This is a genomic window from Paenibacillus sp. 1SOY10, from assembly GCF_056836745.1.
The window spans coordinates 146,725-159,103 of the sequence record NZ_JBXENK010000008.1; the positions used below are offsets into that span (position 1 = coordinate 146,725).

Sequence of the window (12,379 nt, forward strand, 5' to 3'; positions counted from 1 at the left end):
AGCCTGTTCAGGAATCCGTTTTGGATGGCTGATGCAGGTTTTTTTTCTGCCTGGGGTAGCGCTTTTTGTAAAAACGTCAATCACCTGGATTTAACGCAATTGCGAATAAGATCAACATTCTACCAAATGGAGATAAGTGGAATCTTGACGATTGCTTATCCAAGGGCAACCCGCCTATAGTCGATGTGTGGGTGGTACCACATCATAACATAGAGATGAAGGAGGTTGCATGTGGCAGACTCAACTGGCGGTGTACTGAAGTTAAGTAATCAGGATCAGCGCCGACGTGAGGCCAAGCGGAGATTTAGAGAAAACCTGCCGTTGCTCTCATTATTTGTGCCAGTATTGCTGTTCTACTTGATCTTCAAGTATGTACCGATGTTCGGCGCCATTATGGCGTTCAAAAGCTACAACTTTACAGATGGCATTCTTCATAGTCCATGGATCGGGTTGGGCAACTTCGAAATCCTGTTCAATAACCCGCAGACGCTTAACATTATTCGTAATACACTGGTGCTTAGCGTATTGAATATTGTTGTTGGCTTTCCCATTCCGATTTTGCTCGCTATTCTGCTCAATGAAGTACGTAGACAATGGTTCAAGAAATGGGTGCAGACGCTTGTTTATCTCCCACATTTTTTCTCCTGGGTTATTGTTGGCGGGATTGTAGTAACGATGTTTGCTGAGCAGAACGGGATTGTGAATGCCATTCTGGAACGGATGACAGGCAAGACCTTTCCCTTCCTCTATGACGAGGGATCATGGATTGCGATTTTCCTCGGAGCTGGTATCTGGAAGGAAGCCGGATTTAGCACGATTATCTTCCTGGCCGCCATCACGGGCATCGATCCTTCTCTCTATGAGGCGGCGAGCATGGATGGCGCTAGCAAATGGCGGCAGATTATCAATATAACCCTGCCGGGAATTAGTGCCACGATCGTGCTGCTCCTGATTTTGCAAATGGGCAGTGTGATGAGTGTGGGCTTTGATCCTGTGTATGTCCTGCAGAATTCCGGGGTGTACAACGTATCAGAGGTTATCAGTACTTATATCTACAAGGTCGGTATTCAAGGCGGACAGTTCAGCTTGACCTCCGCTATGGGCTTGTTCGAATCAATCGTAGGTTTCGTGCTGGTGTTCAGCGCCAATGTGGTCGCTCGGAGATTTGGCAATGGCCTGTGGTAAACAAGACCATATGAATCAGCAGGTGCTGATACAGAGGGAGGACGAGAGAGAACATGAGAACAACACAAGGTGAAAGATGGTTTTATGCATTTAATTACGGAGTACTGACATTGGCTGGACTCAGTTGCTTGCTGCCGCTTATTCACCTGCTGGCGGTATCCTTGAGTGATAACCATGCGATTCTGTCCGGGACGGTTACGCTATGGCCGGTGGGCTGGAGCTTTGAGACTTATCGCTCGCTGTTTGAAGGCACACGGATCGTGGAAGCTTTTAAGAATAGCGTTATCCTCACCGTTGTCGGGGTAGGTCTGAGTATGCTCTTCACGGTGATGGCGGCCTATCCGTTATCCAAGCGGCATTTCTATGCACGGAGAACATTTACCTTAATCATTGTTTTCACCATGCTATTTGGCGGCGGAACGATCCCGACTTTCCTTGTGCTGAAGGCATTGGGGCTGATTAACAGCTACTGGGCATTATGGTTGACGGGCCTGGTCAGCACGTACAATATGCTGGTCATGCGAACCTTCTTCGAGGGCATCCCTGAAGAGGTGATCGAGTCGGCCAAAATCGATGGTTGTGGAGAGTACAGGCAACTGCTGCGAATTGTATTACCTTTATCCATGCCGGTCATTGCAACCTTGACGCTGTTCTACGCGGTCGGTTATTGGAATTCCTTCTACAGTGTAATGATTTTTATTCATGATACGACCAAATATAACCTTGCTGTGATGGTTCAACAAATGGTGCAGAGTCAGACGATGCTGCAGGAGATGAATAATCTCCAATCGGAGAGTGTGCAACAGATGACCCCGGAATCGATCAAGGCCGCTGCATTGTTCGTGATGCTCATCCCCATGCTGGTTGTATATCCTTTTCTGCAGAAGTATTTCGTGAAGGGTGTCATGATTGGTGCGGTCAAGGGATAGGCGCAGGAATTATCTTGTTGTTATTTACGGTCAAACATATTAATAAATGGGGGTTATAGGATGATGGGCAGGAATACAAGCAAGAGTGCGCTGTTAATTGCAACGACTATGTTGATTGTGCTAGTGCTCGCTGCATGCGGAACAGGGAATAATGAGTCGGCTGCAGGCGACAAGTCTGTTAATGGTGATAAGTCAGCAGCAGACCGTAGTACAATTACCGTTACCTTGTATGATCGCGGCAATGTGCCACCAGCAGCAGGAACGGTGGACGACAACATCTGGTCCCAGTGGATTAATGAACATAGTCCTGTAGGCGTTGATTTCATTCCCTTCCCGCGATCAGAGCAAGTGCAGAAGCTAAATCTGTTGTTTGCTTCAGGGGATGCTCCGGACCTGATACTGGAGTATGACGGTAACTTCCTTAATCAGCTATATGGGCAGAAGCAACTCTTGAAGCTTGATGACCTCATTACTGAACATAGCACCACTTACAAGAAAATGACGGAGGAATATCCACAACTGCGCACCCTCGGGCAAATGGATGATGGTGGTACCTATCTGGTTGGTCGGATTTTGGGCATGAAGACCAATGACTACATGCTGATTCGTAAGGATTGGCTGGATAAGCTGAAGCTCGATATGCCAACCACGACGGAACAACTTTTTGAGGTGGCCAAGGCATTCCGTGAGCAAGATCCGGATGAGAATGGGGAGAAAGACACCTTCGGTATGAACATGGGCGGCAATAATGCAGAATCCGTTATCAATGCCATGTTCAATAATGGCAGTCGTTTTGTACAGGAGGGTAAGCTGGTTAACCCAACCGTAGGCGAGCAGGCAAAGGCAGCAGCCGATTTCCAGAAACGCTTGTTTGAGGCAGGTATCGTAGATAAGGATTTCTTGACAGATAAGACGGGTGAAGTGGCCAAGCAAAGCTGGATAAGTGGAAAACTGGGTATTTATCTGTCGAGTAGTGGAATTGACAATGCCTTACTGCTTGAAGCACACAAATCCTTGTTGCAGAACAATCCGGAAGCGGTGATTGAACCAGTACCACTGCCAGAAAGCCCGTATGGTGCCTTTAATCCCAAATACAAATCACCAATTCAGATGACCGGTGCCATTAATGCTAATGCCAAGAATCCGCAAGCTGTTATGCAATATATTGACTTCCTGGTAGAACAAGACACCATCATGACGCTAAAGAATGGAATTGAGGGTGTTCATTATAACAAGGATGCAGACGGTGTTGCAATCCCGATTGATGTGGAGAAGAATAAGACTGAACTGGTAGGCATGCTGGATTACAACATGCTGAGCTTCATCGGCACATTGCCAGAGAAGGAGCAAGCTGAGGTTAAACTCAATATGGATGTTCCTGCAGAGAAGGCGTTCAGTGAGCTGATTGACTCTGCACATGCAGCATTTTTGAATCCGGATCGGCCATACGCTCATCCGATTATCAACTGGCCAGGCTTGCCGTCTGATCTGCAAGTGGTATCTAAGAATACGGAAACCATTGGGGATATCTGGAGAAAATCGATTGTCAGTGGTGATAAATACACAACCGATCAGGCGCTGGCTGATGTGCAGGCGCTATGGAACAGCGCTGGTGGAACCAAGATTGATGAATACTTCAGCAATTGGCTTGAAGAGAAAGCAGACAATGTATTATATATCAGTGATTTTCAACAGTAATGATCCAAATTGAAAGCCCTTACTAGGAGAAAGGAGAGAGAGCGATGCAAGCTAATCTTGGCTTTCCCATTCAATCGAGCAAACATATCCATCGCCATGCGGCTAATCCCGTGCTTACTCCCAAGGATGTGCCTTATGGCCCGGCAATGGTCTTTAATGCGGGCGTTGCCAAATTTCAGGGCAAGTATGTCATGGTATTTCGCAATGATTACGGTAATGAGCAAGAGGAACAGGTATACCAGAGCCATACCACGAATCTGGGCTTAGCCTTCAGCGAGGATGGGGTGGTGTGGAAGGTCGCGCCAACCCCATGCTGGAACTGGCATGATGAGGAGGTTCAGAGAGTCTACGATCCGCGGCTTACCGTGATTGAGGGGCGCTGTTATCTTTGCTTTGCAGTAGATACCAAGCATGGCATACGTGGGGGAATTGCCGTTACGGATGATTTCCAATCGTTTGAGGTGCTCAGTTTGTCTGTGCCGGATAATCGAAATATGGTGCTGTTCCCGGAGCGAATTGGGGGTCAGTATGTACGACTGGAGCGCCCGTTCACAGTATACAGCCGAGGGGGCATGGATCGATTTGATATGTGGCTGAGCCGCTCGCCTGATCTGCGTCATTGGGGGAACTCAGAGCTGTTGTTGACCGTGGAGCAGGTACCCTTTGCGAATGATAAGATCGGACCGGGAGCACCTCCGATTAAGACGGAGCAAGGCTGGCTCACTACATTCCATGCGGTTGACCTTGACAAGGCGCGTGGTAAGAACGGCTGGGAGCCTACGTGGAAAAAACGCTACACAGCAGGGATCATGCTGCTGGACCTCGACAATCCGAGTCGCGTGCTAGGGATGTATAAGTCACCGCTCCTCGTACCGGAGGCGGACTATGAGGTCGCAGGAGGCTTCCGAAATAATGTTATCTTCCCGGGGGGGATGCTGCTTGAAGATTCCGGCGAAGTAAAGATTTATTACGGTGCTGCTGACACGGTGGAATGTCTGGCTACAGCAGACGTCCATGAACTGATACGCCTCTGTTTGGAGCCTCAAAGCAGAGAGTAGAGTTAAAAACTCCCATCAGGGTAGATGTAGAATTTTTGTTTCTTCTACTGTCTACGATGATGGGAGTTATCATTCAGGCTAAGAACTGCTTTTCCTTGCAGTTGTACAGCCTTTATTTCATACGATTACGATGCTTTTTGGGACGTTGCTTGCGCGGCTTGTTCGTCAACTGCTCATAACGTGGAACCCTTATCATAAGTAGTCCTGCGATAACCAGCATAAGCAGCAAGCTTGAGAGTGCGATCGGAAGCTGATAGACAGCCTCTTCCTGACCGGTATACCCGAAGAGGCCAAGTGCTGCTGTGACGGGATAATAATCGGTCAGTTGCCTTCCTGCGACGAAGATTCCGCAAAATCCGTAGACGAAGGCCAGACTGACACCGGTGAAAAAGGCATTTCGTTTCCGGGAAAAATAGACGATGATAGGGAGAACGGCGATATAATTGCCCACGCTCACCCCTATAATTTGATACATCGATTTTATAATAAATGCCCAGGACAGGTCTTTATATTGAAACATCATGGCCAACAAGAAGGTGCTTAAGAAGCTGAGCACGGCGAACAGGGTCGTAAGTAATCCGATGGTTATCATCTTTGCGAGCAACAATCTTCGGAAAGAGACGGGCAAGGTTAGCACGGTTTTCAACGTATTGTCCGTAAATTCGCGGTTAATCAGGTACCCTCCGATTAATACGATCAGGAATGGGAAGGCCAGGCTGTAATTATTCCAGATGACGTTATTATATAAATGTTCATATCTAATATCCCCGGTTCCACCGCTACTCGACTGAAAAGCGGCCAGCAGCACAGAGCAAAATACGGTGACAACGCCGATCCATAGAATGCTATATCGCTTAAGCTTGGTGAACTCGCCAATAACAAGATTATACATAAGCTTCATACCTAGACCTCCTTCCTACGGTAGATAACAACCATTAGGGAGACTGACACCAGGGCATAGACCGCTAGTAGGCCGAAGCAAGCGGGGGTGGTTATTAAGTAAGGATCAATATAGGTTAGAGCTTCTTCCCGGGGGAATAAGGACAGATACCACTTCATAATAACCGGAACAGGCATAACGGAGGCGACCGGGTTCACGGAAGCCGGGTTTGCCGAGAACATCATCGTAATGATAAGACCGGCAACCGCATAAATAAATGAAACGATAATGGAGAAAATATAACTTTTGTTAAAGTGTACGATAACGATAACAACCGGAAATACGGCTATAGAAATCAAAATACCAAGCACGATACTGATGCCCAGCCTGTAAAGAATGCCTTCCACCCCGCCTATGATAAGTCCGCCAACCACCGTAGCTCCCAAGGCCGCCACCGAGTAAAGAACAGACAGGAGCGTCATGAGCATGAGCTTGGCTAATATCATTTTGGTCTTGGAGACGGGAATCGTGACCAGGTTCTTCAAAGTGTCGTGATCTCTTTCCATAAAAAATAGGATAGATATAATCACGCCAAGGATGCAGGGCAAGAGCAACAGTTCGCCAAAGATCACATTTCCCCGAAATAATTGATCGAAGGACATCCGGTCCTTGGCCATTAAAATAGTCAATGGAATAGGGAAGAGAAAGGCTCCAAGCAAAGAAAGCTGAATGAACTTCTGTCTCTTTATTTTGGACAGTTCACAAATCAGCAAATCAAGCAATCCCCTCACCCCCGGTAACGCGCTTGAAGTAATCCTCTAACGTATCATTTTGGGTATGTGCTTCCGATACATCAATCCCGGACTCAATGAACTTGCGGGTAATGGCGGCAACATCAATATTTGTATCATGTAGCCGCAGGCTGTAATCATCATCGATATGGAAGTGAGAGGTGTGAAAGTCAAGCTCCAGGATGCGTGCTGCTTGTCCAGCAGAGGAAACAATAAAATGGACATACCTGCTATTTTTCTTCTCCAGCATCTCCAGACTCGACTCTTCCAGCAATACACCGTGATCGATGATACCGATATCGTCGGCTAGCAAGGCAATTTCGGATAAAATATGGCTTGAGATGAGAATTGTTTTACCTTGCTCCACGCTCAATCGCTTAATAAATTCACGTACCTCTGCAATACCGATGGGGTCCAGACCGTTGATGGGCTCGTCCAAAATCAGCAACTCAGGATCATGCATGATGGCATTGGCAATGCCCAGCCGTTGCTTCATGCCAAGGGAATACTGGGCGAATAGCTTCTTGTCGTTATAGGGCAGGCCCACCACTTCCAGGGCGCGTTTTACTGCATTCTGATGGGGCACTCCCCGAAGTCGAGCCAATATTTTCAGATTCTCACTGCCTGTTAAGTTTGGGTAAAAGCCGGGCGTCTCAATAAGGTTACCGATTCGGGGGTAAATCTTGCCCTCGGCCCCTTGGATATCTGAGCCGAAGATACTGATTTCTCCTTCGGTGGGTTTGGTTAGACCGAGCAGCATTTTCATTGTGGTAGTTTTGCCTGCTCCGTTTCTACCCAATAAACCGTAAATTCGCCCCTTTCTTACATGTAAGTTCAAGTTGCTAACACTCTTCTGTTCCCCATATATCTTGGTTAGCCGCTTGGTTTGGATGACGAGATCATTCATTATGTGAGTCCTCCTTAGTATCTTTAAGACTGATTATAGACGTTGGACCTTGAATAAACCTTGCATCAACCTTGAACTAACCTTGAACGTACGGAGGGTAGCAAAAAGCCCCTGCATTTGGACAGGGACTGCGTGATCACGAGATGGGGAAGTACGTGGTAAATACGGTTTGTTCATGTGGGGTGCTTGCAGCCGTAATCCTCCCGCCCATCCCGGTGATAAGCTGTTGTACAATAGCCAGTCCTAATCCGCTTCCTTTTCCCGTTCGGGCCTTGTCTGATTTGTAAAGGCGTTCAAATATACGGGGCAAGTCTCGTGCGTCAATGCCTACACCATTATCGCAAATCGTCAGCACGGCAGATTGCTCATCCTTGTGGAGAAGAATGGACACCTGGGTCGCTTGGCTATGGGATACAACATTTTGAAGCAGGTTATTCAGAATACGTAAGTAAGCATCGCTATCCAGACTTACCTCAATCCGCTCGTCAGGAATGTCGATGTGGAAGTCAAGGGCATTGGCCTCAAATAGGGCTACCCAGTCTTTAAGCATATTGCGGGTGAGTTCGGCCAGGTCGACTTGTTGTAAGGTATAAATTTGATCATTGGAATTCAGCTTGAACCACTCGAATAAAAGATCAACATAAGCTTTCAAGTCATAGGCTCGCAAACGGGCTGTTTCGGTATACTCTTCCCGTTCCCGTCCCTGTACGATTCCCTTCTGGATCGCATCCAGATACCCGATGAGGGTGGTCAGAGGGGTGCGTACATCATGGGAGAGGCTGGTCATGAGCTGCTTGTTCGCCTCCTCTGTCCTTTTAAACTCGGTGCTTTGTGCCCGAAAGGCGTCGGTGATTTCATTGATCCGATAGCATAGGAAGGCAAGGGGGTCACCCGGTTTGGCCAACAATTTGCGGCTGATGTTCCCCTGGGCAATATCGTCCAGAGCATCGGAAATATCTTGGAGCTTTACCTTGTTGCGGCTTAGCTTATGCAACAACACCAGCGTAGATACCAAGGAGGCAATAGCCAGGGTAATCAAGCCCAGGAACAATCCATAGTTAATGTGCATATCATACCTCACGATTGAAGCGATACCCAACACCTTTGACGGTTTGAATGTACATCGGCTGGTTCGGGTCTGCTTCAATATATTTTCGCAGCTTGCTAATGTAACCCATAATATTATTGTCATCGTAAGCATAAGGCTCTTGCCAGACTTCCTCATAAATCTGCTGCTTGGTGAGAATTGTCCCCGGGTTGCTGGCCAAATAATAAAGGATGTTGAATTCCTTGGCATGAAGCTCTATAGGCTCGTCCCTTACATGGACAATTCGCGTATCTCTATCAATCACAAGTCCTTCAAAGGAAAGGCGGCTGCCAGAGGACTGCGGTTGCCCGTTCAAGGTAGTATATCTGCGAATTAGCGAAAAGACGCGGGCCATCAATTCCTCGACATCAAAGGGCTTGGTTAAATAGTCATCGGCTCCTGCTCTTAGGCCATTTACCTTGTCTGTACTCGCGGTCTTGGCTGTAAGCATGAGGACGGGCACGGCGCTTATCTTCCGAACTTCTTCAAGGACAAGGAAGCCATCAAGTCCCGGAAGCATGACGTCAAGAATAATCAAATCGTAAGCTTCCTTGCGGGCCAAGGCTAGCCCTTGATGGCCATCATGCGTTACTTCAACGGCAAAATGTTCATTTTCCAAATATCTTATTAGTAAATGACATAGATCTGTATCATCATCAATTAACAGAATGCGGCTGCTCATTGTATCATCCTTCTTTCTCTGATCAACTGGAGGCCATCATAAGACTATATTCCATTATATACACAATACAATGGAAGCCGTATAAGCTGTTAATCTGGGCAAATGAATCAGTTCTTGGCGGATATCCTGAAAAAAGGTTGCAATTGCCCGTAATAGATGTTATTTTTAATCACGTTGAAAAGAATATAGGAACCAGGATTCACTCAGGACATGGAGATGTTGCGAGAGAGTTTTCCCTCGGGAAGTGAATGACGTAGGTCCTAGCGGATGAAATTTTGTTACATGTTTTATTCCTAGGAAGGGGGACCGAAAGATGGAACATTCGACTTTCGGAAGACACGTTGCTGTTGATGCTTGGGGGATCGACCCTGAGGTGCTGAACAACGCGGGGCTGTTGGAAGCTCACCTGGTGGAGGCCGCAGAAGCTTGCGGAGCCACGATATTGTCCATGCAATCCAGACAGTTTGAGGCGCAAGAAGGGGCCGCTGTACTGGTGATGCTGTCGGAGAGCCATCTCTCCATTCACACGTACCCTGAGAGAGGGTTTGCTGCAATTGATTGCTATACCTGCGGGGAAATGGTTGATCCGCAAGTAGCGGTTGAGTACCTGGTATCTGTATTAGAACCTGAGAAGACGTATGCGAAGAAGTTGATTCGTGGAATGGGCGAGTTGGAAGTGGTCGAGACGAAGGTTCAAGCTACTGAATTCGTATAAATAAATATAATTTAAGGATAACCATGGAGACAATCCATGGTTATTTATGTTAAATGAATACGATTTCATAAATTAGTCATAAAATACTCACGGATAGCTGCGGGAACAAATAATTACTGTGATATAATTAACACAGTTTGTTTTCGGTTCATGTTAGAGATATAAGATATTTCATTTGAGGCAGGTGAACTTTGCAATGCACATTGTCGTGGTCGGACTAAACTACCGAACAGCGCCTGTGGAGGTCAGAGAACGCTTCTCTTTTGCAGATAAGGATATGCCGCAAGCGCTGCAGGAACTTATGCGCACCAAAAGTGTATTGGAAGGCGTTATTATCGCCACCTGCAACCGCACGGAAATTTATGTTGTTGTAGATCGCCTGCACATGTGCGGATACTTTATCCGAAGCTTCATGGAACGCTGGTTCGGGGTTCCACGCGAAGAGTTTACACGTCATTTATATATGTACGAGGAAGAGCAAGCTGTCCGCCATCTGTTTCGCGTGGCTTGTGGACTGGATTCGATGGTACTTGGTGAGACGCAAATTCTCGGACAGGTCAGAAATGCCTTTTTGTTGTCACAACAGGAGAAAGGTACAGGTACGTGGTTCAACCGGTTGTTTAAACAGGCGGTGACACTTGGCAAGCGGGCTCACTCGGAGACATCCATCGGGGAGAGTGCAGTATCCATCAGCTATGCGGCTGTAGAATTGGGCAAGCGGATATTCGGGAGCTTTCATGGTAAACGCGTTTTAATTCTGGGTGCCGGGAAAATGAGTGAACTTACAGCCAAGCACTTAAGTGGTGCGGGTGCGGAAGAAGTGCTGGTAGCGAACCGCACTTTTGCCCGGGCGCAGGAACTTGCCGCCAACTTTGGCGGAGCTGCCTGTACGATGCAGGAGGCGTTGCAACGCCTTGAAGAGGTTGACATTCTTATCAGTTCAACAGGGGCGGAAGGTTATGTGATTACTTCGGCACAGGTTGCCCGCAGTATGAAGCAACGTCCGGAACGCCCGTTGTTCATGATCGATATTGCCGTACCCCGGGACATTGATCCGGCTATTGGAGAGCTGGAGCAGGTATTTCTTTATGATATCGACGATCTGGAAGGGATTGTGGAAAGTAATATGGAAATGCGCCGTGCCGAAGCCATCAAGATTGAAGCCATGATTGAGGAAGATATGGAGGCTTTTGCCGGTTGGCTGCAAACGCTCGGTGTCAAGCCGGTCATTCGGGCGCTTCAGGAGAAGGGCTCCGATATTCATTCAGCTACACTCGATAGCCTCTTTAATAAGTTGCCTGAATTGGATGAACGCCAGCGCAAAGTCATTCGGCGTCTCACCAAGAGTATTGTCAACCAGATGCTTCACGATCCGATTAATCGGGTCAAGGAGTTGGCGGGTGCACAGCAGGGACCCGAGGCACTGGAGATGTTCTCCCACATCTTTGCTTTGGAAGACCGTCTGACGGAAGAAGAGGTTCCTGTCTTGATGGAAGAAGAGGCACCATCTCGGGAATTGCCGGAGCTTCCGGTCACCTATGAACCTGAACCTTCATTGCCCATGGTAAAGATATCTGTATAGCAACATGAAATATAGGATACATTTGATGCTTCCCGCCCTTACTCCCTCCTTCGAATTGACACTGCAATTCGGGACGGAAGGGCGGGGCTTTTTTTTGCAGATGGGCTAGGAAGTTTCCGATTGTTGTAAGAAGGCGGCGTGGAAATATACGGCAGGGTAAGGTATGCTATAAGCGATGAAACAAAGCGATGGCGCGCAGCCAGGAAAGGAGCTTGGCATGCCTCATTACGTACCTGTAATGCTGAACCTGGAAGGCCAGAAATGCATGGTCATTGGCGGAGGGAAGGTGGCCGAGCGGAAAGCTGCGATGTTGATTGAAGCGGGAGCGCAGACGATTATCATTAGTCCGGAAATTACAGCTTATTTACACAAGCAGAGGGATGAGCAGAAAATCCGCTGGGTTGAGCGTGAGTATTTACCGGGCGATCTGGGTGGTGCTTTTCTCGCTTTTGCGGCAACGGACCAACATACGGTGAATAGTGCCGTGGTTGCCGAAGGGGAAATGCTGGGGATTCCGGTAAACGATGTTAGTGAGGGTTCACAAGGCAGCTTTATAACGCCTGCAGCGATTCGCCGCGGTGGTCTTGTCATTGCCGTATCCACGTCTGGGGCTGGACCAAGAGCGGCCGTTGAACTGTGCCGGGAGATTGACGATCATATCGGGAATGATTATGAGCGGTATATTGAAGTGTTAAGCTCAGCTCGCTCATGGATTAAGGTGAACATACCGGAACCGGGATATAGAAAGCGGTTGTTTCAAAAACTCGCTGAGGCGGATATATTGACATTGATTCGGGCAGGAACCTTCCCACCGCAGAGCGGGGAGGACGTTGTGGCCTGGATTGAGAAGCAAACGGAGGAATAG

At 47.8% G+C, this 12,379-nt stretch carries 12 protein-coding genes; 7 read left to right on the forward strand and 5 right to left on the reverse strand.

From position 1 onward, the window contains the following. Positions 1-231: 231 nt before the first annotated feature. From AC1VOR_RS17805 to AC1VOR_RS17820, 4 genes are read left to right on the forward strand one after another with little or no spacing between them, the layout of a single operon-like run. Complete coding sequence (locus AC1VOR_RS17805; protein ID WP_482619733.1) at positions 232-1,185, forward strand: ABC transporter permease; 954 nt, start codon at positions 232-234, stop codon at positions 1,183-1,185. 53 nt (positions 1,186-1,238) lie between these two features. Then, positions 1,239-2,114 (forward strand): carbohydrate ABC transporter permease, encoded by an 876-nt coding sequence (locus AC1VOR_RS17810; protein ID WP_059049625.1) that lies wholly within the window; start codon positions 1,239-1,241, stop codon positions 2,112-2,114. Positions 2,115-2,174: 60 nt separating this feature from the next. Further along, entirely contained in the window at positions 2,175-3,812 is a 1,638-nt protein-coding gene (locus tag AC1VOR_RS17815) for an extracellular solute-binding protein (RefSeq protein ID WP_482619735.1), read from the forward strand. Positions 3,813-3,856: 44 nt separating this feature from the next. Then, positions 3,857-4,870, forward strand: a complete 1,014-nt coding sequence (locus tag AC1VOR_RS17820; protein WP_482619737.1) for a glycoside hydrolase family 130 protein — start codon at positions 3,857-3,859, stop codon at positions 4,868-4,870. Between the two features lie 112 nt (positions 4,871-4,982). On the opposite strand, the gene AC1VOR_RS17825 is transcribed toward AC1VOR_RS17820, so the two are convergent. From AC1VOR_RS17825 to AC1VOR_RS17845, 5 genes are all read right to left on the reverse strand, one after another. Beyond that, a complete protein-coding gene (locus tag AC1VOR_RS17825) occupies positions 4,983-5,771 on the reverse strand; it encodes an ABC transporter permease (protein WP_482619739.1) in 789 nt (262 codons plus the stop codon). 2 nt (positions 5,772-5,773) lie between these two features. Further along, positions 5,774-6,532, reverse strand: coding sequence for an ABC transporter permease (locus tag AC1VOR_RS17830; protein WP_482619741.1), 759 nt, complete (start codon positions 6,530-6,532; stop codon positions 5,774-5,776). Further along, positions 6,525-7,448, reverse strand: coding sequence for an ABC transporter ATP-binding protein (locus tag AC1VOR_RS17835; protein ID WP_482619743.1), 924 nt, complete (start codon positions 7,446-7,448; stop codon positions 6,525-6,527). Before AC1VOR_RS17835 ends, AC1VOR_RS17830 begins: the two co-directional genes overlap by 8 nt. A 136-nt stretch (positions 7,449-7,584) precedes the next feature. After that, the gene (locus AC1VOR_RS17840; protein WP_482619745.1) at positions 7,585-8,517 is read right to left on the reverse strand and encodes a sensor histidine kinase; all 933 of its coding nucleotides are present in this window, start codon (positions 8,515-8,517) and stop codon (positions 7,585-7,587) included. 1 nt (position 8,518) lies between these two features. Then, positions 8,519-9,217: a response regulator transcription factor gene (locus AC1VOR_RS17845; RefSeq protein WP_482619747.1), complete on the reverse strand. Its 699-nt coding sequence runs from the start codon at positions 9,215-9,217 to the stop codon at positions 8,519-8,521. Between the two features lie 313 nt (positions 9,218-9,530). Here AC1VOR_RS17845 and speD point away from each other — a divergent pair, with 313 nt between their 5' ends. The 3 genes from speD to AC1VOR_RS17860 all read left to right on the forward strand — a co-directional run bounded on the left by speD (position 9,531) and on the right by AC1VOR_RS17860 (position 12,379). After that, a complete protein-coding gene (gene speD, locus AC1VOR_RS17850; RefSeq protein WP_482619749.1) occupies positions 9,531-9,932 on the forward strand; it encodes an adenosylmethionine decarboxylase in 402 nt (133 codons plus the stop codon). Between the two features lie 196 nt (positions 9,933-10,128). Further along, on the forward strand, positions 10,129-11,514 hold the full coding sequence (gene hemA, locus AC1VOR_RS17855) for a glutamyl-tRNA reductase (RefSeq protein ID WP_482619751.1): 1,386 nt from the start codon (positions 10,129-10,131) through the stop codon (positions 11,512-11,514). A 175-nt stretch (positions 11,515-11,689) separates the two neighbouring features. After that, entirely contained in the window at positions 11,690-12,379 is a 690-nt protein-coding gene (locus tag AC1VOR_RS17860) for a precorrin-2 dehydrogenase/sirohydrochlorin ferrochelatase family protein (protein WP_482619753.1), read from the forward strand.

What these genes read in the sequence shown, in the direction of transcription:
- AC1VOR_RS17860 (WP_482619753.1), top strand. Translation starts at nt 11,690, where the DNA reads ATGAAACAAAGCGATGGCGCGCAGCCAGGAAAGGAGCTTGGCATGCCT.
- AC1VOR_RS17820 (WP_482619737.1), top strand. Translation starts at nt 3,857, where the DNA reads ATGCAAGCTAATCTTGGCTTTCCCATTCAATCGAGCAAACATATCCAT.
- AC1VOR_RS17835 (WP_482619743.1), bottom strand. Translation starts at nt 7,448, where the DNA reads ATGAATGATCTCGTCATCCAAACCAAGCGGCTAACCAAGATATATGGG.
- speD (WP_482619749.1), top strand. Translation starts at nt 9,531, where the DNA reads ATGGAACATTCGACTTTCGGAAGACACGTTGCTGTTGATGCTTGGGGG.
- AC1VOR_RS17815 (WP_482619735.1), top strand. Translation starts at nt 2,175, where the DNA reads ATGATGGGCAGGAATACAAGCAAGAGTGCGCTGTTAATTGCAACGACT.
- AC1VOR_RS17810 (WP_059049625.1), top strand. Translation starts at nt 1,239, where the DNA reads ATGAGAACAACACAAGGTGAAAGATGGTTTTATGCATTTAATTACGGA.
- hemA (WP_482619751.1), top strand. Translation starts at nt 10,129, where the DNA reads ATGCACATTGTCGTGGTCGGACTAAACTACCGAACAGCGCCTGTGGAG.
- AC1VOR_RS17840 (WP_482619745.1), bottom strand. Translation starts at nt 8,517, where the DNA reads ATGCACATTAACTATGGATTGTTCCTGGGCTTGATTACCCTGGCTATT.
- AC1VOR_RS17845 (WP_482619747.1), bottom strand. Translation starts at nt 9,217, where the DNA reads ATGAGCAGCCGCATTCTGTTAATTGATGATGATACAGATCTATGTCAT.
- AC1VOR_RS17825 (WP_482619739.1), bottom strand. Translation starts at nt 5,771, where the DNA reads ATGAAGCTTATGTATAATCTTGTTATTGGCGAGTTCACCAAGCTTAAG.